The 26,688-nt window shown below is 39.8% G+C and carries 23 protein-coding genes, 1 pseudogene and 1 other annotated feature; of the genes and pseudogenes, 4 read left to right on the plus strand and 20 right to left on the minus strand.

Translation table 11 applies throughout. The annotated features are described in order from the left end of the window. Positions 1–5: 5 nt before the first annotated feature. From AC07YC_RS04780 to AC07YC_RS04830, 11 genes are all read right to left on the minus strand, one after another. The gene (locus AC07YC_RS04780; protein ID WP_494918541.1) at positions 6–1,010 is read right to left on the minus strand and encodes a 3-oxoacyl-ACP synthase; all 1,005 of its coding nucleotides are present in this window, start codon (positions 1,008–1,010) and stop codon (positions 6–8) included. Next, positions 1,007–2,023, minus strand: coding sequence for a branched-chain amino acid ABC transporter permease (locus AC07YC_RS04785; RefSeq protein WP_494918543.1), 1,017 nt, complete (start codon positions 2,021–2,023; stop codon positions 1,007–1,009). Before AC07YC_RS04785 ends, AC07YC_RS04780 begins: the two co-directional genes overlap by 4 nt. Next, positions 2,020–2,892 (minus strand): branched-chain amino acid ABC transporter permease, encoded by an 873-nt coding sequence (locus AC07YC_RS04790; protein WP_336634511.1) that lies wholly within the window; start codon positions 2,890–2,892, stop codon positions 2,020–2,022. Before AC07YC_RS04790 ends, AC07YC_RS04785 begins: the two co-directional genes overlap by 4 nt. A gap of 15 nt (positions 2,893–2,907) precedes the next feature. Beyond that, positions 2,908–3,615 (minus strand): ABC transporter ATP-binding protein, encoded by a 708-nt coding sequence (locus AC07YC_RS04795; protein ID WP_336634510.1) that lies wholly within the window; start codon positions 3,613–3,615, stop codon positions 2,908–2,910. Then, positions 3,590–4,366 (minus strand): ABC transporter ATP-binding protein, encoded by a 777-nt coding sequence (locus AC07YC_RS04800; RefSeq protein ID WP_494918545.1) that lies wholly within the window; start codon positions 4,364–4,366, stop codon positions 3,590–3,592. The genes AC07YC_RS04795 and AC07YC_RS04800 overlap by 26 nt, the downstream gene beginning before the upstream one ends. Positions 4,367–4,426: 60 nt before the next feature. Further along, complete coding sequence (locus tag AC07YC_RS04805; protein WP_494918546.1) at positions 4,427–5,665, minus strand: substrate-binding domain-containing protein; 1,239 nt, start codon at positions 5,663–5,665, stop codon at positions 4,427–4,429. A 712-nt stretch (positions 5,666–6,377) separates the two neighbouring features. Next, on the minus strand, positions 6,378–6,794 hold the full coding sequence (locus AC07YC_RS04810) for a GNAT family N-acetyltransferase (RefSeq protein ID WP_494918547.1): 417 nt from the start codon (positions 6,792–6,794) through the stop codon (positions 6,378–6,380). Positions 6,795–6,883: 89 nt separating this feature from the next. Continuing rightward, positions 6,884–7,435 (minus strand): GNAT family N-acetyltransferase, encoded by a 552-nt coding sequence (locus AC07YC_RS04815; protein ID WP_494918548.1) that lies wholly within the window; start codon positions 7,433–7,435, stop codon positions 6,884–6,886. Beyond that, positions 7,428–8,264: an alpha/beta fold hydrolase gene (locus AC07YC_RS04820; RefSeq protein ID WP_494918549.1), complete on the minus strand. Its 837-nt coding sequence runs from the start codon at positions 8,262–8,264 to the stop codon at positions 7,428–7,430. Before AC07YC_RS04820 ends, AC07YC_RS04815 begins: the two co-directional genes overlap by 8 nt. 83 nt (positions 8,265–8,347) lie before the next feature. After that, positions 8,348–11,536 (minus strand): AfsR/SARP family transcriptional regulator, encoded by a 3,189-nt coding sequence (locus tag AC07YC_RS04825; RefSeq protein WP_494918550.1) that lies wholly within the window; start codon positions 11,534–11,536, stop codon positions 8,348–8,350. Between the two features lie 143 nt (positions 11,537–11,679). Beyond that, positions 11,680–12,660 (minus strand): diaminopimelate dehydrogenase, encoded by a 981-nt coding sequence (locus AC07YC_RS04830; RefSeq protein WP_494918551.1) that lies wholly within the window; start codon positions 12,658–12,660, stop codon positions 11,680–11,682. 283 nt (positions 12,661–12,943) lie between these two features. On the opposite strand from AC07YC_RS04830, the gene AC07YC_RS04835 reads away from it, so the two are divergent. Further along, the gene (locus tag AC07YC_RS04835; protein WP_336634502.1) at positions 12,944–13,258 is read left to right on the plus strand and encodes a hypothetical protein; all 315 of its coding nucleotides are present in this window, start codon (positions 12,944–12,946) and stop codon (positions 13,256–13,258) included. A gap of 51 nt (positions 13,259–13,309) precedes the next feature. Here the strand turns inward: AC07YC_RS04835 and yeiL are convergent, their stop codons facing one another. Next, entirely contained in the window at positions 13,310–13,972 is a 663-nt protein-coding gene (gene yeiL / locus AC07YC_RS04840; RefSeq protein WP_336634501.1) for a transcriptional regulator YeiL, read from the minus strand. Positions 13,973–14,071: 99 nt separating this feature from the next. On the opposite strand from yeiL, the gene AC07YC_RS04845 reads away from it, so the two are divergent. Beyond that, the gene (locus AC07YC_RS04845) at positions 14,072–15,223 is read left to right on the plus strand and encodes an MFS transporter (RefSeq protein ID WP_336634500.1); all 1,152 of its coding nucleotides are present in this window, start codon (positions 14,072–14,074) and stop codon (positions 15,221–15,223) included. A gap of 37 nt (positions 15,224–15,260) precedes the next feature. Here AC07YC_RS04845 and AC07YC_RS04850 read toward each other — a convergent pair whose 3' ends face one another. After that, positions 15,261–16,436 carry an oxalate decarboxylase family bicupin gene (locus AC07YC_RS04850; RefSeq protein WP_193833686.1) on the minus strand — a complete coding sequence of 392 codons (1,176 nt, stop codon included), beginning with the start codon at positions 16,434–16,436 and terminating at the stop codon, positions 15,261–15,263. Positions 16,437–16,624: 188 nt separating this feature from the next. Continuing rightward, the gene (locus AC07YC_RS04855) at positions 16,625–18,061 is read right to left on the minus strand and encodes an aminotransferase-like domain-containing protein (RefSeq protein ID WP_494918693.1); all 1,437 of its coding nucleotides are present in this window, start codon (positions 18,059–18,061) and stop codon (positions 16,625–16,627) included. Between the two features lie 107 nt (positions 18,062–18,168). On the opposite strand from AC07YC_RS04855, the gene AC07YC_RS04860 reads away from it, so the two are divergent. After that, complete coding sequence (locus AC07YC_RS04860; protein ID WP_494918552.1) at positions 18,169–18,771, plus strand: LysE/ArgO family amino acid transporter; 603 nt, start codon at positions 18,169–18,171, stop codon at positions 18,769–18,771. A 41-nt stretch (positions 18,772–18,812) separates the two neighbouring features. Here AC07YC_RS04860 and ileS read toward each other — a convergent pair whose 3' ends face one another. The 5 genes and pseudogenes from ileS to AC07YC_RS04885 form a co-directional block, all read right to left on the minus strand. Then, on the minus strand, positions 18,813–21,905 hold the full coding sequence (ileS, locus tag AC07YC_RS04865; RefSeq protein ID WP_494918553.1) for an isoleucine--tRNA ligase: 3,093 nt from the start codon (positions 21,903–21,905) through the stop codon (positions 18,813–18,815). A 61-nt stretch (positions 21,906–21,966) separates the two neighbouring features. Beyond that, positions 21,967–22,205: a binding site (T-box leader), on the minus strand. A gap of 59 nt (positions 22,206–22,264) precedes the next feature. Next, positions 22,265–22,878, minus strand: a pseudogene (locus tag AC07YC_RS04870) (DUF2785 domain-containing protein). Next, the gene (locus AC07YC_RS04875; RefSeq protein WP_494918554.1) at positions 22,871–23,089 is read right to left on the minus strand and encodes a hypothetical protein; all 219 of its coding nucleotides are present in this window, start codon (positions 23,087–23,089) and stop codon (positions 22,871–22,873) included. Before AC07YC_RS04875 ends, AC07YC_RS04870 begins: the two are co-directional and overlap by 8 nt. Before the next feature lie 95 nt (positions 23,090–23,184). Continuing rightward, positions 23,185–23,679: a hypothetical protein gene (locus AC07YC_RS04880; protein ID WP_494918556.1), complete on the minus strand. Its 495-nt coding sequence runs from the start codon at positions 23,677–23,679 to the stop codon at positions 23,185–23,187. A gap of 273 nt (positions 23,680–23,952) precedes the next feature. Continuing rightward, a complete protein-coding gene (locus AC07YC_RS04885; protein WP_494918557.1) occupies positions 23,953–24,399 on the minus strand; it encodes an Lrp/AsnC family transcriptional regulator in 447 nt (148 codons plus the stop codon). A gap of 139 nt (positions 24,400–24,538) precedes the next feature. Between AC07YC_RS04885 and AC07YC_RS04890 the strand changes: the two genes are divergently transcribed. Beyond that, positions 24,539–25,123 (plus strand): DJ-1/PfpI family protein, encoded by a 585-nt coding sequence (locus AC07YC_RS04890; RefSeq protein WP_494918558.1) that lies wholly within the window; start codon positions 24,539–24,541, stop codon positions 25,121–25,123. Between the two features lie 58 nt (positions 25,124–25,181). Here AC07YC_RS04890 and AC07YC_RS04895 read toward each other — a convergent pair whose 3' ends face one another. Continuing rightward, positions 25,182–26,642: a DUF6612 family protein gene (locus AC07YC_RS04895; RefSeq protein WP_494918559.1), complete on the minus strand. Its 1,461-nt coding sequence runs from the start codon at positions 26,640–26,642 to the stop codon at positions 25,182–25,184. Positions 26,643–26,688 lie beyond the last annotated feature (46 nt).

Raw genomic sequence — 26,688 nt, forward strand, 5'->3', positions numbered from 1 at the left:
CCCCCTTATCCCCAACGTATTGTAATAGCACCCCATACATAGCCAATGCCTGCACTAACCAATGTAACAATATCGCCAGCCTGTATTCGATTTTGTTCTAAGGCAAGCTGTAAGGACAATATTTGATCAATCTGACCAATATGCCCATAGTCTTGTAAATAAATAGATTGCTCGGGCTGCAGACCAAGCTCCGTTAATATATAATCATGCGCCGACCTTTTCATATGCAGCATCGCTAAATAATGTAACTGCTCTTCAATATATCCACTTTTCGATAAAGAGCTACGAATGACCTTCAAAAAATTACTTAAAGATTTCTGCTCTAACCGTTCTTTCATGCCAATCGGGTCTAGAACATCCAACTGATATAAATGCTCTGTTAAATGAAAGGGTGTTAATGGCGTTTTGGTGCCACCAACAGGAACGACGACATCCTCAGAAAAGGTGCCATCTGTCATGATTTCCGCCTCTAAAAGCTGGTTTTTTGGATAGTTTTTTTGTAACAGCATAGCGCCTCCACCAGCAGCCAAATTATACATAAAGCGTGTTCGTGGATTGCTATAATTGATAAAATCAACATTGCGATAACCACCAGCGATGAGAATTGTGTTGATCGTGTCGTCGGAGGCCATTAAGCTTTTTGCGACCTTCAGCGCCATGATCGTCGTGCCACAACGTAATTGCACATCAAATGCCCATGCATTGACTGCACCAAGCTCTTCCTGCATTTTGATGGAGGCTGTCCATAAAGGATATTCCTTATGCTCCTCTCCCATATAAATAACAACATCAATATTTTTCGGCTCTATATGTGCTTTTTTCAGGGCATCCTGCGCTGCCCATATCCCCATTTGCACGGTATGATCATGCTCTCCAGGAATCGGTTTTTCATGAATGCCCATTTTTTGACGGATAATATCCTCTGGGATATTGGAAAGATCCGCAATTTCACTCGATGACATTCTGTTTTGTGGTAGATAAATACCTGTACTGACAATCCCTACTGTCATTCAAATCGCTCCTTTTCCTGCGGCAGGGCAACCTGTGTTTTTCTGTTCTTTACTTTTCCTCGCCATTTCCATATGAGCAAGCGAAGTGTACCAATAATGCCCTTTGGGAAAAAGATCACCGCAAAAATATAGAGAATGCCAAAGAAAATAATCCAACGTTCAAAAATAGGATAATCCCGTGCCAATCCAGATAATGTGTGCTGAGCATATTCAATGACCGCTGCCCCTAATAATGGTCCCAATAAAGTGCCGACTCCTCCTATAATCGTCATTAATAAGGCATCGAGTGTAATATCCATCGTCATTACACTTGTATTAACGAAGCGTAAGGATACGGCATATAAAGAACCTGCGAAGCTCGCAACAATGCCTGCCACAACGGAAGCAATGACTTTATAATGCAAGGTGTTAAAGCCTAATGATTTCGTCCGTTGTTCATTTTCACGAACAGCAATTAAAATTCGACCTGTTGGAGTATTAACGAAGCGATAAAGGGCTAAAAAGATTAAAACTAGGCTCCCTAGTACAAAAAAATAGAACGTCATACGATCTCTAAACATATCTGGTGCTCGAAATGTAAAGCCATCATTGCCGTAAGTAACCGTGCGCCATTTTTCAGCTAGTACTAGAAATAATCCTGAAAAGGCTAATGTCAGCATAGCAAAGAAATGACTTTTCAAACGAAGTGTCATTAGCCCTACTAAGAAGCTAACGAGTCCTGCTAACAGCATGCCAATCACGATGGACAGGACAAAAATAACCATAGTATTTTCCATCTGCTTGAGCATAACCGCTGTTGTATAGGCACCAATACCAAAAAACATGGCATGCCCAAACGACACGATTCCTGTATAACCTAGTAAAATATCATAGCTCATTGCTAGTATCCCAAAAATGAAAATTTGCGTTAATAAAATAAGTAATGTCCTTGAATCATTGACAAAAGGAAGGATGAAAAATATCGCGAATAATAGGGAAAATGCGATATGGCGTAAGGCAAATTTTGGCTTCATGATGTTCGCTCCTTTCGCAACGCAAACAGTCCTTGAGGGCGGAAGATTAATACAATCGCCATTAATATCATATTGACTGCTAGTGATAGCACAGGCACATAATAAGCCATAAAGCTACCTGCAAGTCCTACTAAAATAGCCGCCAGCAACGAGCCAGAAAAACTACCCATTCCACCAATGACTACTACAATAAAGCCTAAAATAGCGTATTCCATACCCATTTCTGCATAGATTACGCCTGAATAGGGAGCCATCAACATGCCACTTAGTGCTGCAAGTGCCGCACCAATCATGAAAACATATAAAAACACGCGTTTAATATGAATACCAAGCGCCTGCGCCATTTCCTTGTCTTGAACGCCTGCCCGAACAATTAAACCAATCTTCGTACGCTTCAGCATATATTGGAAAATCCCAAAAATCACAAATCCAATAACAATAATAAATAAACGATATTTGATGATAATAACGTCACCAATTTCCCAGCTACCAGCTAAGTAACTTGGTGTTTTCACGGCAACACCATTCGGGCCAAAGACAACTTTAATTAGCTCCTGCAAAACAAGCATCAAGCCTAACGTTATTAAGATTTGCTGAATATGATTGCCGTAAACAGGTGTGATAATTAATTTCTCTGTGATAAAACCTAGCAATGCCCCCGTTAAAATGGCACCCATAATCCCTACAATGAAACTTTCCGTATACATATAGGTGAAGATTCCCGCATAAGCCCCCCAAACAAATAACCCACCATGCGCGAAATTTAACACATCCATTAAGCCGAAAATTAACGTCAAGCCTGCCGCTAGTAAAAATATCAGCATGCCTGTTGCCAAGCCATTAATGATTAAATTGACGAACAGCTCCAATGATGGTCACCCCCTTTATCCAATTCCCAAATACTTGCGTTTTAGTTCTTCATTATCAATAAGCTCCTGCATATTGCCTGAATGTACAGTTCTGCCATCATCAATTAATGTATAAGTATCACCGATTCGGCTAGCCATCATAAAGTTTTGTTCCACAAGAACAATGGACGTTTTCTTTTTCATTTCCACAATGGCTTCCATCACCTTTTCTACGACTATTGGCGCTAGCCCTTTCGACGGTTCATCAATCAAAATTAACGGACTATCATTGATAAAAGCTCTTGCCATTGACAGCATTTGCTTTTGGCCCCCTGATAAATGGCCACCAGCCTTCTTCCAAAACTTCTTTAAGTCGGGAAAAAGCTCAAGCACATATTGTTGTCGCTCGAACGACGCTGTATCCTCCTTGCGCATCGCTACCTTCATATTCTCCTCCACCGATAAATCAGCAAAAATCCCTTGATTCTCTGGCACATAGCCTATCCCTAATTTAGCCACCTTGTAAGTGGGACTTTTTTTAATAGAGTGGGAGCGAAAGGCGATTTCTCCCTTTGTGGCGGGTGTTAAGCCCATAATCGTTTTCAGCGTAGTCGTTTTACCTGCACCATTCCGACCTAGCAATACTGTCACCTGCCCCTCCTTCGCTTCAAAATTGACGCCCTGTAAGATGTGATATTGGCCGATATGCGTATGAACCTCATTTAGTGTCAGTAAGGTGTTCATCGTACAATCCCCCCAAATATGCATGTTGTACGGTGTCATTATTCATGATTTCCTCAGGTGATCCGTCTGCTAATAATTGACCATTAAACAACACCATTATCGAATCCGATAAATCTAAAATCATATCCATTTTGTGTTCAATAAGCAAAATAGTTTTATTTCCTTGCTGTTTGATTGTGCGAATCACTTCTAAAATGGTTGGTACTTCCTCTAAAGACATGCCAGCAGTTGGTTCATCCAATAACAGAATTTCCGTATCTAACGCTAGCAGCATAGCAATCTCAAGCTTCCTTTTTTCCCCATGTGAAAGCATCGTTGTAAGGGCATCGCGTTTATTATCTAGTAACACAAGTGCTAATAGCTCTTCTGCTTTTTCAGTGATCGCCTTATAGCTTTTATAGTGCCGAAATAGCTGATAACGTACTTTCTCCTTAGATTGCACAGCTAAACGAACATTTTCTAAAACCGTTAAGTTTGGAAAAACATTCGTAATTTGAAAGGATCGACCTAAACCCATACGTGTTCTTTCAATGGCCGACTTTTGTGCCAATGATTGCCCCTTAAAATAAACATCACCCGCAGTTGGCTTTAATTCACCACTAATTAAATTAAAGAACGTTGTTTTACCCGCACCATTCGGTCCAATAATGGACTTCAGATGCTTTTCAGGCATTTGAAAATTGACACCATCCACCGCTGTATGCCCACCAAAACGGATTGTTAAATTATCAGTGTGTAATATAGGCTCCATCTCTACTCCCTTCCCTTCTACTAGATATGTAGAGAGACAGAATTTCTGCCTCCCATATGGCTAATTCATAACAGGTGGGGCTGTTTCCTCAGGACTCAGCTCACGAATAAGGACTGGTACTGGGTAATCCACACCTTCTTGATTTTCTAATCGAATGGAATACATAGATTGAAGCGCTTGGTGATCCTCTTCACGGAAGGTCATCGTGCCTTTCGGTGTCTCAAATGACATGCCCTCCATCACATCAATTAGCTTATTGGCATCGGCATCCCCATCCGATTTCTTTAATGCCTCTACAATCGAAATAGCTGCGGACATTCCCCCAGGTGTAAATAAATCCGGTACCTCATTGAAACGTTTTTGATGCTCCTCCACTAACCATTTATTCACATCATTTTGAGGTAACGTATGATAATACACAGAGAAGCCTTCCATACCAACTAATGGATTCATAAATTGAAGCGCAATAATATCAGGCGCACCCGTAGAAATTTTAATGCCTTTTTCTTGAATTTTAAGATCAGCAATTTGATTCCAAGGAGAATTTGCCCCTGCCCATACGACAAATAAATAATCTGGCTTAGCATCCATCACCTTTTGCAGATTCGACGTAAAGTCTGTTGCGGCTGGATCTGCATACTCCTCTAGCACAATCTCTGCTCCCAACTTCTCTGCAGCCGTCTTAAATGCATTCACACCATCCCAGCCAAATGAATAATCTGGTGCAAACGTTGCAATCCTCACACCATCTCCCGCAATAGCTGCCGCCGCAGCATACGCATCCTGTGATGAATTACGTCCTGTACGGAAAATATATTCATTAAATTCTGACCCTGTAATACTATCTGCTACCGCAGGCTCCACGACCATAATTTTTTCATACTCCTCTGCAAGTGGAAGGACAGCCAGCGTATCACCAGAGCTTGACGAGCCTACTAGAAAATCAACCTGATCATCCTCTAATAGCTTTGTGGCCTTTTGTACAGCCACCTCAGGCTTCGTCTCTGTATCCTCATAAATAATCTCAATTTTTTTCCCATTGACCTCCATCGAACCGCCAGTGGCATACTCTATCCCTAAATCAAATCCACGCTGCGTTTGTTTCCCATAAGACTCAAGTGCCCCTGTTAACGAAGCAAGCACCCCAATCCTAATCGTTCCCCCTTCGGCCGTAACAGCCTTCGTCTCACCATCAGAACTGTCTGCATCTGCAGCCTCTTCCTTCGTATCTTTTTCGCTACAAGCCACCAACAACACAGCTACCATCACTAAAAGAAACCAATACCATTGCTTCCTCATCCCATATCCCCCTTCAAATTCAACTCCTAAGAAAGCGCTTTCGTTGCTATGACCTCACTATATAAAAGACCAGTTACAAATTAGTTACAAAAAATGATCCGGCCAAGAGGGCCGGATCATTTTTCTGTCCCGAAAGTGAAGCATAGCGTAACGGCAGGGACAAAACGGGTTTTTATCTGCACGAAAAGTGCAGAGTATTTTCCTGTCCCGAAAGTGAAGTGAAACGGAACGGCAGGGACAAAACTGGTTTATCTGCACGAAAAGTGCAGAGTATTTTCCTGTCCCGAAAGTGAAGTGAAACGGAACGGCAGGGGCAACGTTTATCTGCACGAAAAGTGCAGAGTATTTTTCTGTCCCGAAAATGAAGCATAGCGTAACGACGGCAGTTCAAACCACACTCTTTGCCGTTCATTTACCAGAAAAGGATATCCCTTTTGCCGTCCATCATTTAGTCAGAAATATTCCAGAGAGAGGCTTCTAGAAATTGTATTTAGCAATCTTCGGACAACTCCAAAGATTACTTTTTATAATGACTACTTTATTCATGCAAAAAGACCCTTTCAAATGTAGAAAGAGTCTTATATAGAAAAATGTTGAAATTAACGTTTTGAGAACCGAGGTGTACAACGAACGCCACATTCTAAAATTCAAACCGATAAAAAAGAAGACAAAACGTTGAAAGTACAACATTTGTGTCTTCTATATGTTGGAGCTATTCATTCGATACTCCCGACTGCATACCGTAATTTCTAATGAGCATACCATTGGACTTCATCATCCCAAATTTCTCGTATAAAGGAACTAAGTCATCGTCACAGCATAGATCAATCATGTATATATATTGAAGCTCAATGAGCATTCTATTGATTAATTCCTTGCCAACACCTTTACTTTTATAGGCAGGAAGCACTTCAAGAAATGGTATATAGGCAGATAGAACTCCATCACTAATGGCTGTTATAAATCCAACTATTTGATTGGATTGTTCATCAAGAGCCATAACGACTTTGCTGCTATTTCCCAACAGCTTTAGGTGCGTTTGTGGGCTTGGTGGGTTCGGCCAATCGACAAAAAAGCCCTTTAACATATCAGATGAAATATCCTCTAGATTGTTTTTATATAGTAACAAATACTAGCTCCCCCATTCAGTTATCATATCCGATCGATAGTTTACTAGCCATTTGTTGACCACCAAACATCGATTTTGCTTGTAGGTACCTATTTTGACCATTCCTGTTTTAATACGCTATACAATAATGAATCTCGCCAAACACCATCCTTCATTAACAAGTTTTCGCGCAGAATCCCTTCTTTTGTCATTCCTATTTTTTCTAACACTTTGGATGAACCAATATTTCTTGGGTCGCATGTTGCATAGATGCGGTGGAGGTTTAATAGTTCAAAACCGAAATTTATAACTAATTTAGCACTTTCCGTAGCTATACCTTTTCCCCAGTAATCAGGGTTTACAATGTACCCAATTTCTCCAACCTTATTTGTAAAATCCCTCATCATGAGCTCTACCGCACCTATTAGCTTGTCTTGATAAATAATGGCAAACACATATCTTTCTCTTGGTATCAGCTTTGCCTCTTCCAGTACATCATGAATAAACTCTTTAGAATCCTCCTCTGTATTCGGCCCCCATATTTGATACTGACAGACAATTTCTTGTGAGGCATATTGATGAACATCTGCCCAGTCAGGTTCCATGAATTCTCGTAAAATAACCATGTCACTTGCTAGTATTAAGTCATTATTTTTAATCATTTTGATTATGCCTCCCTTGTTCTGTCTCTACTCGATCCAACCATTCACTCATTAAATTGGTAAACAATTCAGGTTGTTCAATTTGTAAATTATGACCAGCGCTATCTACTATTGCGAAGGATGCTCTAGGGTATTTTTTAAAAATCGTAAAGGCATCCTCATAGCCAACAACGGAATCCTGTCTGCCTAATAGAAAGAGGGATGGTTTAGCAAAGGACTGTTCATCCACAGCAAAAGAGAAGCCGTAACTGTGCAGAATTTTTTCTAAAAAGGCATGATCTGCTATACTACATCCTACTAGAATCTCTGTTGTATATCGCTTCCAATTATAAGCATCTAGAACAACTTGATTTGACTGAAAATCTTCTAGCTCCTGCTGGCTTAATGTTGATAAAAAGGCATGATCTGATGACACAACACAATGTTCTGGCACTGTACGATGCTCCTTCTCTGGAATAATAAGAGGACAAATAAAAGCAGCCCCTAAAAGCCGCGCCGCTGACGTTCGCATAATGCCGCGCGCTAAATAGCCCCCATAAGATTCACCTACTAGCAAGTAGGATTCATCGGGAATCATTGCTTGTATAAATTCATGGACCACTTCTAACATTTCATCTGAGTTCTGAATCGATGAATAGTTCGTAGTCTTTCCCATCCCAGGAAGGTCAAAATAGATACGTTTCCACCCCTCCTGCTCTAAAAAAATTGGCTCCATACACCCCTTCATTAACCGATGATCAGGTGTAAAACCGTGTAGCATAATAATAGGTATTCCTGTTCCGATTATTTCAAAGTAAATATTTGCTTTACTAGTCTGACAAAATGGCATTGTTGTACCTCCGAATATATGATCTAAAATAAAGATTTCTTTCTCGTTTGAATCATGAGCCCCCAACACTGTGCCAACATTCTCTACCCCATAATCAAATCATAAACAGCCATTGTTGATTCCATTGGAGTAGTGTTCAATTCCTGCTGTAATTGTTGGACGCATTTTTCATACCATTTCAAGGCTAGTGAACGGTTTTGAAGCTGGTAATGACTATACATAAGCAGACGATACCCTTCCTCCCATAACGGGTCCTCACGAAGCATCCGCTCTGCATAGCCAATAGTCTTTTTATACTGTTGCTGTCTTGTAGCGTTTTGGGCTAGGCGTTCAAGTACCTCAATATATAAATACTGTAGTTTTTCGCGATCCTGTGTCAGCCAGTCTAGTTGTTTTTTTTCCGCATATAATGCGTCCGTATAACTAGCTAGAGCTAGTTGTAGCCATTCATTGGACAGCTCTGGATCAAATTCCTCCATGCCTAAATGGAAGTAATAATGAAAGCGTTCTACGTCAATTTGAAGAAAAGAGATATGCTGTAATTGATACATATTATTTTTTCGCTGAATAAAAAGGCTATCCTGTCTGGCATGTCGTTGTGGTTCTAGTACTTTTAGTAAGGTATTCAAAACCACTTTAAAATCTCGATCCAAGGACTCAACGCTCCGTTCAGGCCATAATGCTTGAGCAATTTCTTCCTTCGGTGTAAAGCGATGACGATGACAATACAAATACACGAATAATTCCTTTGCCTTATCACGCTGCCACTCTTTATCTTCAAGCTTTCGTTGTCCTCTTATTAGGCTTACACTCCCGAAAAGTTGGAGCTGAATTTCGTCATGCGAGTAGCTCATACTATCTTCCGCCTGTAAAAATTGTCGCAACCCAACGATGGCTGCATGCTCTTCACTAAAGCATTGTTGACTGTATTGCAAAAGCTCATAAAAAATCATTTGATTGCTTGGGCCAAGGATCATTTTCTTTTGCAGAAAATAATGATAGCCATTTGTCATGCACAATTGGGCGAACTGTTGAAATGAAGATTGAAATTGTTCGATTGTCTTCTCTTGAAAGGCAATCACGGATTGATAAAATAAAACATGCATCAGCCCATTACGATCCCCACATTCTTGAAACAGTTGCTGGGCTTTTATTAATAACTCCTTCGCCTGTGCCGTTTCTTGCTGGGAAACATTGATTTTCACCTCTGCTATGAGAATTAGCGCCGTCATCCATGCATCTTGGACCTGTTCCGTTTCCTGTAAGCCAAGCGCTAAATATTTCTTAGCAGCTTCCATATCCCCTAGCATATGTTTGACGATGGCCAGTCCCATATATGGCTCTGCCTTAACCCGTGAGATGTTGATCGTATTCATTAATGTCAGTGCTTTTTCATAGGCATAACACGCCCCTTGATAATCGGGGTACTCCATTAATAACAAAGCATGAGCTTTTCGAATATAGCCAACAGCCTCAATGAAGACAGACTTTTCGCGTAAACCTCTTTGAATACCGTGCTGGGCCGCATACCAAGCATCCTTTCCTTCCCCTAACAATGTATAGACAAAAGCTGCTAACAATTCACTTTCACGATGAGTTGCGACGAGCTGAGGTGGTAATTCAAGCCGTTTTCCTAATAATTCCTTTGCCTCTTGCAACTGTCCTGTGCGCAGCAAGACACGTACATCGACATTGGCTCGTTGCACAACATCCTCTGGTAAAGCCACATCATCGATAAATAACTGCGCCCCCTTTGCCTTCCCTAAGTTTACTAAATTTTCAGCGTATTGACGTTGAAGCTCTACTAATTCCGTCTTCGGTAGGGGAGTATGTTTGGCGAGCTCTAAAGCTTTTTCTAAATGAGGTTCTGCCAATGCTGGTTGAATCGTGTCTAAATAGATATGGGCTAATCCCGCTTGTGCTTTTGTCACATAAACATCATCCCGCTGCTGCTGTGCAATGGTTGCACATTTTTCATAGGATTGCTTAGCTTTTTCATAAAAAGCACGGTAGCGATGGCATTCTCCCTCAAAATAATATAATTGATAAAACTTTGTTTTTTCTTGTACGGTAAAGCGATTGATTTTTTCTAATAACCATTCAAATTGACCAGCGAGAATTAGTAGCTCTGCATGGAGCTGTAAGAGCTCTCCGCAAAAATTGGGATCATTCGTTTTAAAGGCATGATAAAGGGCAGCTTGAACATTATGTTGTTCCACATAAAACAACGCTGCTTGTTGATGAAGGTCATTATATTGCTGCGGATACTGTTGCCATTTTATTTCTAAAAAACGACTAAACAACGCGTGGAATCGATAAATGCCATCAGTTGTAGCGGGCTGAATAAAGACGTGGCGTTGCGTGAATGGATTCAACATTTGTGCAAGTTCTGAGCCATAAAAATTCTCTAATAATTTTGCTGAAAAGTTTGGAAAAATCGCTAATTTTAAGATGATTTCTTGTTCAGTGGCTGTCATCGTACTATAAACTTCTTCCGACAAATAGCGGAAGAGATCATTTGTCGGGATGGTTAGCCAATGATCTAAAGGAGCATGATGCCATTGCTCTGCTAGTAAAGAAATGCTAATAGCCCAGCCTTCTGTCATGTCCAAAATCTTTGCGATTTCAGAGCTCGATAAATGCACATCTACATATTCTTCAAAAAATACAGCAATCTCCTCGTTTGAAAATGCTAGCTCCTTCTCTGTGATAACAAGTAATCTTTTTTGTAGCTTTAATTTCCTCGTAATATCCCAATTAGGTAATGTTCTAGAGGCGATAATGAAATGAACAGTTGGCGGCGCAAACTCAATGATTTTCTCCATTAAATAATTTATGTGAAATACATGATCGACGAGATGATAGTCATCTATAACAATTAGGAGCGGTTCATCGATGTTACATAAGCAATTGACAAACAGCTTATACCAGCGATTGAGCTCCTCCATTTTCGGAAAGCGAGATAATTGGTCCCATGTATCAAATGTCTGACCAAAATTAGGTACAACTCGTTGTACACTGAAAAAAAGATGCGTTAAAAAGGGTAAAATCGTATCATCTTCATCGGAAATACTGTACCATGAAAATCGTCGAGATTCGTGGTATAGAAATTGAGTGAGGGTGGTCGTCTTGCCATACCCTGCACCACTATGAATAAGTGTGCATGTATGCTGATGACATTTTTTTAATGTTCTCATTAGTGACGCTCGATTAATACAATGATTGGATGAATTTGGTGCTATACATTTGGATTGTATGATAATATCTGTCATGGAAACGATAACCTCCGTTTGTGTAAGGTTACAAAAATTCGGATTATTAAATTATTGACAGTTTACCATATTTTAATAGCTTTGATGGAAAGAAATAAAAAACCCGACTATCAAATAATGATAATCGGGCTTTTGTTCTATGATTATAGTAATTCTTTACGTAATTCTGCAGCTGATTTTGGTGAAAGCAGGCTGAATGGGATATCAAATACTGTTTTCGCCCCTTTATCACCAGTTTGGCTTAGACGGTGTGCTGCACGCGCATAAGCGACTAAAACACTAGACGTGAAGTTTGGATTACTTTCTAATTTTAATGAGAATTCAAGAATTTGTTTATCGTTTGCACCACTATCACCACTGCGAATCACAAAACCACCATGTGGCATACCTGTGTGGTTTGCTGTAAATTCTTCTTCAGTAATGAAGTTTACAGTTGTGTTATATTCATCGAAGTAGTTAGGCATTGTCACAATTTCTTGTTCAACTTTTGCCGCATCTGCGCCGTCTTCTAGTACAACCCAGCATTCACGAGCATGTTTCTCACGCGTTGTTAGCTCTGGATTTTCACCATTACGTACACGATCTACTGCTTCTTTAATAGGTAAAGTGTATTGTACAGCATTTTTAACGCCTTCGATACGACGAACCGCATCTGAGTGACCTTGACTTAGACCATCTCCCCAGAAAGTATACGTTGTACCAACTGGTAATACAGATTCACCTAATAGACGATTTAATGAGAATAAACCTGGATCCCAACCAACTGAGATGACAGATACTTTGCCAGACTTTTGAGCTGCTGCATCAACCGCATCGAAAAATTCAGGAATTTTCGCATGTGTATCGAAGCTATCAATTGTATTAAACCATTGAGCAAAATGTGGACCTTGCTCTGGTAAATCTGTTGCCGAACCCCCACATAAAATCATAACATCAATGTCATTTTGGAATTTTTCAGCGTCCTCTACTAAATATACGCTTGCATTGCTAGTTACGTTTACTGTTGAAGGGTCTCGACGTGTGAACACCGCTACGACTTCCATATCTGGATTTTGTGATATAGCATACTCCACACCACGACCTAAATTTCCATAACCTACAATACCTACTCGAATTGCACTCATTAAAATTCCTCCTCACGATTACGCGACTTTGTGAAAACCTTCACGTTAAATCTAACTACAATAATACTTCGTGTTAGAAAAATTCACAATAGTTTGAGTATGAGTTTTTTTGAAAGAATATATATCAGTTTTCTATGATTTTTATCCAATGATGGTATGAATGCGGTTACAAATTACTAAATATTCCAAGAACCTTTAAGTTTTCGTTAAAGTCTTGTAAATGACGGCTATTTTTCGAACCAGTCTTGTACAATAAATGTAACGACAAAAGGGGGCATGTTGAATGAAAAGTACTGGTTACTCATTAAGCACAACAACGGCACAAGGAGAACTACTTGCATTCCATATGACACAAAATTCTGTGGATCACAACAGTGAAGCGATTCAAACTGTAAGGAAACCGCTTGAAAGTTTTTCACCAAACAAACATTTATGTATCGGTGTTCTACCTTTTGACGTTATGGAAGACACCTTAGACAAATCCATCCAGAAAAACAGGGTTAATGAAATCGACTTTTATAATAGTGGTAAGGAAATTGCTCGCTGGCTCATTAAAAAAAGCGAATACAACAAATCTAGCCATGACTTCTTAACTTGAAGTCTGAAGAACAATATATTTTCATGCTCCTCCTATTTTTAATTCCCCCAACTATTGAATCTCCTGAGCCAATTGTGCGAGGCGTTCTTCATCAATAATATGGTAGCCCGTCTTGCGTTTCTCTAAAATCTTCTCCTCACAAAACTGTGCCAATACATATAATAAATGGCGATAGGAAACCCCTAAATACTCACAGATTTCTGTATGTTTTTCCTTATAGACGCCCTGATCAGCCGATAATTGAATAAATGCTGCTAAACGACTTTCAAAAGGATATGCCTGATTTTGTGTATATTTGGAGGTCATTTTTGTTGCCTTTTCCCCTAAAAATACGCAAAGTCGGCGTAAAAATAATACATCAGCAAGTAACTTTTCCTTACATGACTGAGTAATGGAGTAACAAATTGTCTTCGTTACTGTTTGAATTCCCTTTGTATATCTTGCCTCATTTAGTAATTCAATTTCTCCCATAAATAAAGGTCCCTCTAAATATTCGATAAGCGACACCTTGCCATTCTTATGCGTCATATAAAGCTTCGCCTTGCCCTCAATCATGTAATACAATGTTTCTGGGAAGGAGCCTTCCTGGAAAATCCATTCTCCTTTATTAAATTCACAAACTTCTAAATAGGGTTCAATATCAAATGAGAAAAAATCATGGATCGGATATTTTTCGAGATAATGGGTGCGATTTTCTGCTGTTAGAATATGCATTTTTTTACTCTCTCCTCTGAAAAATATGAGATATCTCACATTATTGTAACGATGAACGTGCTATTATTCAACATAGTTAAATGGAGGTACGGCAAATTTATGAATAATCAACGATGGCTTTCTCAAAATTTCTTTACATTTTTTATTACTTGGGGCATATTCTTACCCTACTGGACAGGGTGGCTTGTGGACGCTAAACATCTGACTGTGTCGCAGGCAAGCGTTGTAATGGGCTGTGGGTTACTCGCCCGTGCCACGTCTAATCTTTTCTTCTTCCCTACGCTTGCTAAATATGTAAACAATAAACGACTCATTACCATTTTAGCAGTCGGTTCTATTCTGACTGCATTGTTGTACATACCTAGTTCTGGCTTTAGTGCATTATTAGTTGTAACTATTTTATTTAGTATTTTTTACCCAGCACTGTTACCAGCTGTAGAAAGTAGTGCCGCAACGCTAGTCCAATATGGCAACATTCATTATGGTAAAAGCCGCTCCTATGGTTCCTTTGGCTTTGTTATTGCCGTATTAATTATTAGTATGCTAACAGGAGTATTCGGTAAAAATATTATCTTTTGGAGCATGATCATTGGTTTAATTGGCATGCTGCTTATGCAGCAATTCGCTACACCAAAGGAATTGCTTATTGTACCGACAAAAGAGCAACGTGCAAAATCATTGTCCATGAAAACACTATGGAATATTAAAGGCTTCCCTATTGTGTTATTCATTGTTATTTTATTGCAAGGGGCACATGCCTCCTATTATAGCTACGGTTATATTTACTTAGAAGACTTACATGTTGATCCATTTTATATGGGCATGATTATTAATATCGCGGTTATTTGTGAAATTTTATACTTTATGAAGGCCGATACATTATTTACGAAATGGCGTTCTTCTTCTTTATTACTGTTAGCAGCTAGCGGGTCTTCTCTACGTTGGTTACTCATATTTATGTTCCCAAATGTTTGGGTATTTATTGCCTCTCAAACTTTGCATGCGTTATCCTTTGCTCTGGCACATTTTGCTTTTATCCGTTATCTAACGCAAACCCTACCAAAGGAGCAAATTCCAAACGCACAGGGTATATATTCTGCATTAGCGATGGGGTTAAGTACAGCCATCCTGACATTTTTGGGAGGCTATTTATACGAAATATCGCCCGGTTTATCCTTTGCAGCTATGTTAATTTGTACCGTTCCAGCCATCGCAATAGTGCTCATGACACGACGCAAATATCAATATTAATATGAAACGCAGGTGAGAATGACATCACCTGCGTTTTTCATTTCGGATAATAGGAAAATCCAGGATATTTCACCACAGGCCACTTTTCTTTTCTTAGCGCTTGGATTAGCTCCGGGCCAACGTGTAGATTACTTTGCACTAGTTCGGTTGGTGTTAGCGCCATCCATTGATTTAAGGAGACGTCCTGGAAACGGTCACTTTTAAACATTTCTAAAAACCATAAAGGCTCCGTACCCGTATTTTCAATATAGTGACCGGTCGCAAACGGCACATAGCCGACATCTCCTGCACGATAATCGAATGTTCGAGCAGTTCCATCCCCAGTGAATACCGTCATACGCCCTTTTCCTTGTAGATAATATTGCCATTCATCATTATTCGGATGCCAATGCAGCTCCCGCATTGCCCCAGGCTCAATTTCCACTAATGCTGCCGCAATATTTTTAGAAATTGGGAAATTGGTCGAATCAACAATGCGTACACTGCCACCTGGTGTTTTCAAGGGTGGCTGAGCTAATAAACGGTGCTTAAAGGTTTGTGGCACCTTACCATAAGGAGATTGAATTTTTTGCGAGTCAATCGATCCAGGAACAGTGTCTTGATAAATATAAACCTGTTCATTCGGAATATCGTCAAAAGCACTGATGGGTACACCAAAGTTCGCTGACAGCACTTCCTTTGGCGTATGAGCAAACCAATCTGAAATAGAAAGTGTATTAAGGTCAGAGAAATTCCCATCATCAAAGACTAATAAAAATTCACAGCCACCCGCTAATCCTTGTATGGAATGAGGAATTCCTGGTGGGAAATACCACAAATCCCCTGGACCTACATCCGCAATAAAGTTACAGCCATTTTGATCGACTGCCGTAATACGCGCATGCCCTAATAGCATATAAGACCACTCTGCCTGCTGATGCCAGTGTAGCTCACGTACGCCCCCCGGTGTCAAACTCATATTAACACCTGCCATTGTTGTCGCAATTGGTAATTCACGGACCGTAATTTCGCGCGACCAGCCCCCTTGATTCAAGGTCATATGCGTGTCTGAAAATGAAAATCGTAGGTTTGGAATCAAACCTGCATCTGTTGTCGGCGGCACCAGCATATCAGGATTTTCTAAATCTCGCATAATATCGCGTGGCCCTTTATCTATGCCTCCTGCCCCATCACTACGCATAGGCTGAGGCACCTGAAAATAACCTGACGACATATTTTCCAATTATTCACCTCTTTATGTTAGAAATCGAACTAAAATGCTATGATTCTCTAAAATGTATGGGTATACAGCTTGGATTATGCCCTTTACTTTCAGGGACGGTTTTCACCTAGCATTTCGTTTCACCTATTTTGAATTCTCCCCTTTCTTCTTGCAAACTGTGCAGCCATCATGTACGGTCGTTACAAAATATCCGTAGCCTCCATCACACATTCATGCAAAATATCTAAGCCTTCCTCCAATTCCTCGTAGGTTGCGTACGCATAGGATAACCGAATATGATGCTGATCCTGAAGATCGTAAATATAGCCTGGGTTAATTAAAACACGACGCTGTAATAGCTTGACAAAGAAATCCTTATCCACTACAGGCTTGTGGAACTTAAGCCAAATGTAAAAGCCCCCCATTGGCTTATGCCAGTCAGCCAGCCCACTAAATTTTTCTTGTAAAATTCGTTCCGTAAAATCAGCACGATTCTGTAATTGTTGACGTAAACGTATTAAATGTCTTTCATATTTTCCTGACCGCAGCCAATGCAACACAATCTCTTGTGAAATAGCACTGGAGCCATAGTCCGTTTGCATTTTTATATCCGCCAATCGTTCAATAACTGTCGTTGGTCCAATTAGCCAGCCAATGCGTAATCCAGGACTTAAGGTTTTCGAGACACTACCAATATAAAGAACCTGTCCACTACTATCCATTGCCTTTATCGGTGGTAATGGGTCCTCAAAAAGCAATTCATGGTAAACATCATCTTCAATTATAGGAATCCGTTCTGCTTGGCAAACCTCATAGAGCTGCTTTTTTTCCAAAGATGTCCATACATAGTTGGTTGGATTATGCAAGGTAGGAATGGCATAAAACACGGCTTGTTTTTTTCGCTTCCTTTGAGACAGCGTCTGAGCAAGCTGTTCATCACGTTGTATCCCAATCATTTGCATCCCAACCGATTGAAAAGGATGCACAGAATTCAAATAGGAGGTTGGTTCCTGAAAAACGATGGACCCTTGCTCTAATAAACCAACGGCAATTAGCTGTAAAGCTTGTAGTGCGCCAGAGACAATACAAACGTTCTGTGGCTCCGCTTCGATGCCCCGTTTTTGTACATAATCACAAATAGCTGCCCGGAGTTCGTCATTGCCCTGTGGTGATGAGTAGCCTAATGTTTTGGGCTGCAATGACAGCTCCCTTAGTGAAGCTTCAATTTCCTCTGTTGGTAACAGACTCGGTGCTAGTTCTCCTGTTCCTAATCGAATCACATCATCTCGCTGCTCATATTCGTTAATTAATTGGATCGTATGGTAATTTGGCTTATGCAGGCTCGTTTCAATATAGTTTTGCCAGTTTGGCTGTGTTTGTTGAAGGAGAGCATGCCAGGAATTGCGAGTGACATAAACTCCTGAGCCTACCGTTGCTTCAAGGATGCCCATCGCCTTTAATTCCTCTAAAGCCTGTTGAACTGTACTGCGATTCACGTCAAATTGCATGGCCAACTGTCTTTGAGTAGGTAGTTTGGTCCCTGCTGCCCAATCACCTCTTTCGACTTGTGCTGTTACCCATTGAACAATTTGTTGCTGTAACGTGCTGTCACTTTGTCTATTTGGCTGCCAGCTCACGGTCATCACCTTCCATTTAAAATTGGGTGGATAAAAAACCATCCAATTGGTCGTTTTCTTTTAGTTATATCATAGCTAAAATGAATAAGGAAAGGAGGGATTAATCGTTGGAAGCATTTTTTCATGGCATCATTTTAGCATTCGGTCTCATTTTGCCATTAGGCGTGCAAAATGTTTTTGTTTTTTCACAAGGTGCTACACAGCCAACTATATGGCGCGCTCTACCAGCAAGTGTGACAGCTGCTATTTGCGACACACTGCTAATTTTACTGGCGGTTTTTAGTCTATCATTAATCGTCCTACAATTTGAATGGTTACGTATTACCTTGATGTCGGTTGGGATATTGTTCTTACTTTATATGGGCTATACGATTTGGCGCTCTAGTCCAGCAACTGCCGATCAGAGTGAAGCACTTCCCGTAAAAAAACAAATTCTTTTCGCACTTTCTGTGTCACTTCTGAATCCACATGCCATATTAGATACGATTGGGGTCATTGGCACAAGTGCCTTAAAATATAGTGGTACAGAGCAAATCATCTTCACTACAGCATGTGTCCTCATTTCTTGGCTATGGTTTTTCGGACTTACTTTGACCGGAGCCTCTTTCCAAAAGCTTGATAGCTCTGGTAATCTGATGAGAATTTTTAATAAATGCTCAGCCGTTTTTATTTGGGCAACAGCTTGTTATCTCGCTTTTGGTTTCCTGTAACCTACATAGAAAATGCCCAGGATTTCTCCTGAGCATTTCTTTTATAAGGAGACAAAAACCATGAGCTTTTCATCAAAAAGCTCTGTTTCTGCCGATCTCCCCTCTGTCCATTCTTCGCTATAATGTATGGATTTGACTAATACATTGGCTTGTAATAACGCTTCATGCTGCTGGATGATAGAAAGTACCTTTTCACTACCGCAAAAGGCGATTGATATATATTGTTCAACAGGTAGCTGCCACTTTTTACGAGAATCTTGGATGAACCGAATTAATTCTCGCATTTGCCCCTCTTCTAGCAAACTCTCGGTTAATTGAACATTCATCAATACACGGCAAGTGCCATCCTCAGCTAAAATATAATGGTCTTTCACAATCGCTTCAGCGATAACATGGCTTGATAACAATGTTAGCTGCTGCCCTTCTAACATGATTGGTAATTCCGCATTTCGCTGTAGCTGTTCTTTCTCTTGATCCGTTAATGTCATCATATACGACTTTACTTGATTGACCCTTGAACCAAATGCAGCACCAGCTGTTTTAAAATTAAGCTTATATTGGATGCTTTCATACGCAGAGAAATCATGTGTCCATTTGCAAGCTTTCATGTTTAATTCCTCTTGAATTAGCTCGCAATAGCCTTGATAATCAGTCAGCTCTCCAGATACAGCAACAATAAGCTCGCTTAAAGGCTGTTTAACCTTCATCCCCTGACTATTACGAATACTCCTGCCAAGCTCTACAACTGTTAAAACTGTAGCCATTTCTTGTTCAAGCTGGCGATTTACTAGTTTTTCGTCGTAGATTGGATAATTTTCTATATGCACACTCTTGCCTGTTAATAGTCGGTAGATATCCTCTGTGATAAATGGTGTAAATGGTGCAAGTAATCGGCAAATGTTCGTTAAAACCTCATAAAGGGTACTAAATGCGCCCCGTTTATCCGCTGTCAGCCCATGTGCCCAAAATCTGGCACGTGATCGACGAATGTACCAATTACTTAGCTCCTCCATTAATTGTGCTATTTCCCTTGTTGCATGTGTAAATTGATATTCATCCATAGCAGTTGTCACAAGCTGGATTGTATGATGCAATCGGGACAATATCCACTGATCTAAAAGTGTTCGTGTACCAGTATTTGTAGCATCATACGTAAATTCATCAATGTTGGCATAGAGCTGATAAAATTTAAAGGTATTATCCAATGTATCCACTAGCTTTGATTTAGCATCGACCACAATCTTTTTGGAAAAACGCTTTGGATTCCAAGGCGAGCTATCAACTAAAAACGCCCAACGTAATGCATCTGCTCCATATTGCTCTATTAACTCTACAGGCTCTAAAGCATTGCCTTTACTTTTTGACATCTTTTGTCCATGTTCATCTAACACATGCCCTAATGATAAAACCTGTTTATAAGCTGGCTTTCCTGTGAATAGCGTCGATACCGCTAATAAGCTATAGAAAAAACCTCGAGTTTGGTCGATTCCCTCAATTACAACATCTGCTGGAAACTGATTGTGAAAAGTTTGAACATCCTCGAAAGGATAATGTTGCTGAGCAAAGGGCATTGAGCCGCTGTCAAACCATACATCAATTACCTCTGGTGTACGCGTCATATCCCCTTGACAAGTAGGACAAGTACAAACAATTTCATCAATAAATGGTTTATGAAGCTCGATTTGTTGATCGACATCTCCCTTAGCTAATTTTCTTAACGCTGCGATACTGTTGGGAGCCTCCTCATGCCCACAATCCTGACAAATCCAGACATTCAACGGTGTACCCCAATAGCGGTTACGGCTTATATTCCAATCCACTATATTTTCAAGAAAATGGCCAAATCGACCGTCCTTAATATGATTAGGATACCAAGTCACTTGCTGATTGTTTTGTAATAACTGCTCTTTTAAAGCGGTCATTTTGATAAACCAGCTGTCCGTTGCATAGTACAATAATGGAGAATCACAGCGCCAGCAATGGGGATAGCTATGCTCATATTTTTCTTTACTAAATAAGAGCTCCTTTTTCGCAAGCATTTTTATAATGTCCACATCACAATCTTTCACAAAGCGTCCGACTAGCTCTGGCACCTCTTCTGTGTAACAGCCTTTCAGATCCACTACATTGACAAAGGACAAGCCATGCTGTTGAACCGTTTTATAATCGTCCTCCCCATATGCTGGAGCAATATGCACAATCCCTGTACCGCTATTCTCCGTGACATAATCAGCCATCACGACTACATGACCTTGATGAACCGTCACATATGAAAATGGTGGTTGATACGACACACCAGCAAATTCCTGCCCAGTATGCTCACTTAAAATTTCCACAGCTTCAGTGAAAACCTTAGAAACCAATGATTTGGCTAGAATAAATACTTGATTCCCTTGCTTTACCCGTACATATTGTAGAGATGGATTCATCGCTAATGCCACATTGGCAGGTAGTGTCCATGGTGTTGTTGTCCAGCCTAAGAAATATTCATCACGATCAGCAAGCTTAAACATGGCTGTGGCAGATAAATCTTTCACATCCTTATAGCCCTGTGCTACCTCATGTGAGCTTAAGGATGTTTGACAACTCGGGCAATATGGTGAAACTCGATGCCCTTTATATAAAAGCTGTTCCTTATGAACATGGCTCAAAATATGCCACACTGATTCTATATAGTCATTACTTAATGTAAGATATGGATCATCCATATCCAGCCAATAACCAAGCTGTTCTGTAAAGGAACGCCATTTTTGTTCGTAGGTAAAAACACTATTTTTACACGCTTGAATAAAACTTTCCACTCCATAATTCTCAATCTCCTGCTTCCCTGAAATACCTAATGCCTTTTCTACTCCTAGTTCCACAGGTAAACCATGTGTATCCCAGCCTGCTTTTCGTTCAACTAAATAGCCTTGCATGGTTTTATAGCGGGCCACTACATCTTTAATCGTTCTACCAAAGGCATGCCCGACATGTGGTAAACCATTTGCTGTTGGTGGTCCCTCATAAAATACAAAGGGTTGCTGTCCAGCTCTATTTGTGACGGAAGCTAAAAATGTTCCCTCTTGCTCCCACAATGCCCGTATCCGTGTTTCTCGTTCAAGCATCGTTTCCTTCTTTTGTTCTGCTTTCATTTTATTTCCTCCTATACAATATTATTTTGTATAAAAGGCATACAAAAAACCCCGTCCCAAGGAAAGGGACGGGGTTAACCGCGAATACCACCCTAATTCTATTGACACCTTAGTCAATAGCACTCAGCAACGTACTATCATACGTGTTCTTTTTAACGGTAGACACCCGGGTTAGCTTACTAATTTCAGCTAACCTTCTCAGAGAGGATTTTCATGTAACACCTGCACACCGACTTCCACCAAATGTCGGCTCTCTGTAGAACAAAATGTAACATTACTTTTTCTCATCAACGAAGTTGTATGCTTTTATTGTCACTCATCTTATCAAATTACCAATTGTCTGTCAACGGTGGACAACCTTAATTTATTTCGTTTATACAAATGGCAATGCTTTGATGCAAAGATGCATATTGAGCTTGGTGATTCGTTTGAATAAAAAAACTCTTTAGCAAAGTTTTACTATTAAACCTGACAATATAAAAATTCGCTTCATCCAATTGGTCTTTTAATGTCGATAAGGTTGCTGGCAATTGCTGTATTAATTGGACGACTTCATTTTGTGCTAATCCTCGCTCCAACATCGTAAAAATGGGCACTAACAGCCTTTCATCCTCATCATGGATAAAGATATATGAGGCTGTAAATACATGGACCATAAGGCATATAATAGATCATCATAGGCAGTTTTCTTTATTTTAGGATTTTTCACAAGTTCATCCATCGCATCTGATACATGTGCCACACTATGCGCCCATCCCTTGCCAGGTACAAAGCCCCTTACATCCATCTCAGTTAACTTTATTTGACCTTCCTCTAATCTGTCCTGCGAAAAAAAATTGTCCTTCAGATCCCTTGCTAATATAAGCGCTACTAATAAAGTCGTGAAGGAACGAGTAAAAACCCCATCTGAATCCTCTTCCTCAATACCGTTCAGTAACAAATGATCCAAACAATAATGCCATAGTTTAGTCAAGCAACGATGATCCAGCAGTTTTTTCTAGTATCCATTCATACAAGCTACTATAAATATAAGTATCTCTTAGTTCACTATCGGTAGAGCCGATATGGGCTAGCATGGACTGTAAAAGCTGTTCTTGATTCACTTGTTCCCATGTTGTTTGACCTTGTTTTATGGAGCTTAGCTTCTCCTCTAAATCAACGGCAAACAATATATTCTGTATCAATTGTCAAACTCCCCTTTGTTCATTATTGTTTTGCTTTCACTGTAGAGCCCATCTAACTTCCAACCATCATAAAAACGGACATATGTAAATTCCTTTTACCAATTATCCAAACGCACTATTACCTTGCTACGCCAAGGTAAGGTGGAAGCAACTATTTTCCCCTTGCGAATCTCAGTTATATCATCCGCTACACTCTGAAGTGTGGAAGGTGCAATTGTGTGATGCATCAAATAATCCTGACGATCTGGACTTGACTCAATCTCCGTCATTACTTGCCGGTGAAAAGTTATTACCTGGTGATTCGCCTGAAATAGCGAATAGACTAGAGTACCACCAAATAGAATGATGAAGGACCCTACAATAAGTACAAATTTCTTCTTCAAACCTATGTAAAAAGCCCAATTCTTTTCTTTATTAAATAAATGAATATACATTGCAATACTTAAAGGCCACAAAAATAGTAACTGCCAACATAGGACTACCCAAAATAATTCTCCAAACGAAACAAAATATCGAATGCCTAAGTAATTGAAAATCCATAATGGCATGGACCAACGCCAAGTGGATTCTCCCTGTGGCTTACTTTTCAAATAAATGAGTAGGAGTGGCAGGCTTAGGAAAAAAGCAGTCGCATTATCCAATAGAGCAAATATCAACTCATCAAACCTTTCGCTAGAAAATTATTACAACTATTGTAATTGAATCCAGCAAAGAAGAAAAGCTTGGCAACAAACAAAAAAGAGCCTGCTATTTACAACAGACTCCCTTATTGAAAATTAATAGTCGATACTGCTTTGCCATTCGTCTCGCTATAGGGCACTTCCACTCGATCACCCTATCAAAACAGCAATGTCTCATGAAGCTTACATATTATCGTTAAGACCCGTAAATGGTGTGATCACCTTTTTTTCATTTGAAGATAATACGATATTCGTAGAGGGTGTACCATAGGGCATAGTCGCATCAATAAATTGCTCTAATGTTTCTACTGAATAGGTTGCTAGTTTAACAATATAGCTAATCTCCCCTGCTACACGATAACATTCAAGAACATCCGGGTGACTATTACAAAAAGCAGATAGGCTTTTACAATCGATGGATTTAAATAAAATAATCGCCTGAATGGTACGTTCCATTTTTTTGATGTTCACTTTAGCGTGATATCCTTCAATCACACCTTGTTCCTCGAGCTTTTTGACGCGTTCAATTACTGCAGGAGAAGATAAATGAACGGTAGCGGCTAATTCCTTCATCGAGATTTTTGCCTTTTGCTGTAACTGCTGTAAAATTTGAGTATCAATTTGATCCACCATTAATCACCTTTCTTAATCAAGTTTTTTCCGTATAATTCCTGTTTTTATAAGGAGATTTATCTAAAATACATTATACAGCTTCTGTTATTGGTTGGCTTCTTTAATTACAATAAAAGCATAAAGGAGGCAGAAACAAATGAAAAAAATAATGTTACTTTTAGCAAATGGCTTTGAGGCCGTGGAAGCAAGTGTTTTTACAGATGTACTTGGTTGGAATAAATGGGAGGGTGATGGATCAACAGAGGTTGTCACTGTAGGATTACATACACAGCTTCAATGCACATGGAATTTTAAGGTCGCTCCTGAAAAATTACTCCATAACATTGATTTAGCAGAATTTGATGCATTGGCTATCCCAGGTGGCTTTGAGGAAGCGGGCTTTTATGAGGATGCCTTTAGTGCGGAATTTCAAACGGTTGTCCGGCATTTTCATGAACAGCAAAAGCCAATTGCAACGATCTGTGTAGCTTCCTTAATATTGGGACATAGTGGTATACTCCGCAATCGTCAGGCAACAACCTATAACCATCCAACTAGTAAACGATTAGCACAGTTAGAAAGCTACGGTGCGATTATTGTCAACGAGCGAATTGTGCAAACAGATCATATTATTACTTCCTCCAACCCAGGAACAGCCTTTGATGTAGCCTTTCGCTTACTAGAAACACTAACATCTACCACAAATACAGCAAGGGTAAAAGACCTAATGGGTTTTCATTAATTAATAAAAAAAGTAGGCTACGCCATGTATTTGGCGTAGCCTACTTTTAAATTTACTATTATTTGCTAACTGGTGGTACTGTTTCAGGTGTGCTTAAATCGATTTCCTTCGCATTGTCTAGCACATCTTTTGGAATTGTAATTGTCGTCACAGCATTAAAATCATGATATTTGATAGTCATTTGCTGTTTTGTTTTAATCGTATTGCCTTCTACTTTCATGCTTAATGACATATCCATAGCAATCTCTTCAACATTAAATGTCTTTTTATTAATCACTAATTTGTAAGTAAGGCTATCAAAAGACATATTGCCTAATTGTCCATCCAAATCAGCATCCATTCCTAAATCCATGGCACCAATCTGCTGCTTCACCAACTCTGTGAATTTATCACCAGCACCTTTCAAGGTTAATTCATAACGGTCTGCTGTTTCCTTTAAAGTGAAATCCTCAGCAAATGATTGAAGCATCTCTAATTGTTCTGCTGCATCTGGCTGCATGCCTGTTTGACTGAGAACATCTTCAAATAATTGTTTCGGGAATTTTACCCAAGCCTTCTGGTCTGCCTCATACATATACATACCATCTTTAGCCGTCATATACATTTTAATTGGCAAATTAATCGCTTCACCGCTTGTTGGCTCTGTTAATGACATCGTACCTTCTGCAAAGAATTGCATCGGTTCTGTAACAATCTCCATCTTCATATTGCCTTTAGAATCCATTTTCATGGTTTCCTGACCATCTTTTGCTTCTACTGACTGCGATATTGTCATTGTAGCCTTCATGCTTTTTAAATCTTTTTGCTTAGCTAATGCTTTCGTGAACACTTCTTCTAGTAAAGCATGATCGTTTGCTTCAGGCTTTTCTTCCGTTACCGGCTCCTTATCTTCCCCAGTTGAAGGCTGTTCTAAGCCTAAGGCGTTAACAATAAATGTCGCTAACTGACCACGCGTTACATTTTTATCCACCCCGAATTCTGTTGCCGTCACGCCCTTCGCAATTCCTGCTTCATGCAATGCCGTTACAGCATCTGCAAATGGACTAGTTTGAGGTACATCCGTAAATGGACTTTTTCCTTCTGCTTTTAAGCCTGTTGCCTGTGCCACCATAACCGCCATCTGTCCACGCGTAATCGTCTCATCAGGTCTGAAAGTATCATCCTCATAACCATTTACAACACCTAAATTAACCAATGTAACAATCGCCTTATAGTATGGACTAGTTGAATCGACATCCTTGAAATTCGGATTTTCAACATCCGTTGTTGTAAGATCGAAAGCCCCTGCAATCATCTTCACTGCTTGTCCGCGTGTTACATCCTGTGTTGGTTTAAATGTTCCATCAGGAAAACCATTTATTATATCAGCTGCATATAATGTTGAAATACTTTTATAATGTGCATAATCTTCACTTACATCTTTAAATGGACTTGCTGCCGATGCAGGTACAACAGCAACAGCCGTAATGGCCACCGCCGAAGTTGCCGCCATAAAAAACTTACTTTTTTTCTTTATCATAATCATTCTTCCCCCATTTATGTAAAATTTTAAAGGCTTACCTTTA

The organism is Lysinibacillus sp. GW247-5R2A, assembly GCF_059424475.1.

Bases quoted from the DNA above. Each gene is read 5' to 3' on its own strand.
- AC07YC_RS04780 (WP_494918541.1), bottom strand. From the start codon at position 1,010: ATGACAGTAGGGATTGTCAGTACAGGTATTTATCTACCACAAAACAGA.
- AC07YC_RS04785 (WP_494918543.1), bottom strand. From the start codon at position 2,023: ATGAAGCCAAAATTTGCCTTACGCCATATCGCATTTTCCCTATTATTC.
- AC07YC_RS04795 (WP_336634510.1), bottom strand. From the start codon at position 3,615: ATGAACACCTTACTGACACTAAATGAGGTTCATACGCATATCGGCCAA.
- AC07YC_RS04800 (WP_494918545.1), bottom strand. From the start codon at position 4,366: ATGGAGCCTATATTACACACTGATAATTTAACAATCCGTTTTGGTGGG.
- AC07YC_RS04805 (WP_494918546.1), bottom strand. From the start codon at position 5,665: ATGAGGAAGCAATGGTATTGGTTTCTTTTAGTGATGGTAGCTGTGTTG.
- AC07YC_RS04815 (WP_494918548.1), bottom strand. From the start codon at position 7,435: ATGATTAAAAATAATGACTTAATACTAGCAAGTGACATGGTTATTTTA.
- AC07YC_RS04820 (WP_494918549.1), bottom strand. From the start codon at position 8,264: ATGCCATTTTGTCAGACTAGTAAAGCAAATATTTACTTTGAAATAATC.
- AC07YC_RS04825 (WP_494918550.1), bottom strand. From the start codon at position 11,536: ATGACAGATATTATCATACAATCCAAATGTATAGCACCAAATTCATCC.
- AC07YC_RS04830 (WP_494918551.1), bottom strand. From the start codon at position 12,660: ATGAGTGCAATTCGAGTAGGTATTGTAGGTTATGGAAATTTAGGTCGT.
- AC07YC_RS04835 (WP_336634502.1), top strand. From the start codon at position 12,944: ATGAAAAGTACTGGTTACTCATTAAGCACAACAACGGCACAAGGAGAA.
- yeiL (WP_336634501.1), bottom strand. From the start codon at position 13,972: ATGCATATTCTAACAGCAGAAAATCGCACCCATTATCTCGAAAAATAT.
- AC07YC_RS04845 (WP_336634500.1), top strand. From the start codon at position 14,072: ATGAATAATCAACGATGGCTTTCTCAAAATTTCTTTACATTTTTTATT.
- AC07YC_RS04850 (WP_193833686.1), bottom strand. From the start codon at position 16,436: ATGTCGTCAGGTTATTTTCAGGTGCCTCAGCCTATGCGTAGTGATGGG.
- ileS (WP_494918553.1), bottom strand. From the start codon at position 21,905: ATGAAAGCAGAACAAAAGAAGGAAACGATGCTTGAACGAGAAACACGG.
- AC07YC_RS04890 (WP_494918558.1), top strand. From the start codon at position 24,539: ATGAAAAAAATAATGTTACTTTTAGCAAATGGCTTTGAGGCCGTGGAA.
- AC07YC_RS04895 (WP_494918559.1), bottom strand. From the start codon at position 26,642: ATGATAAAGAAAAAAAGTAAGTTTTTTATGGCGGCAACTTCGGCGGTG.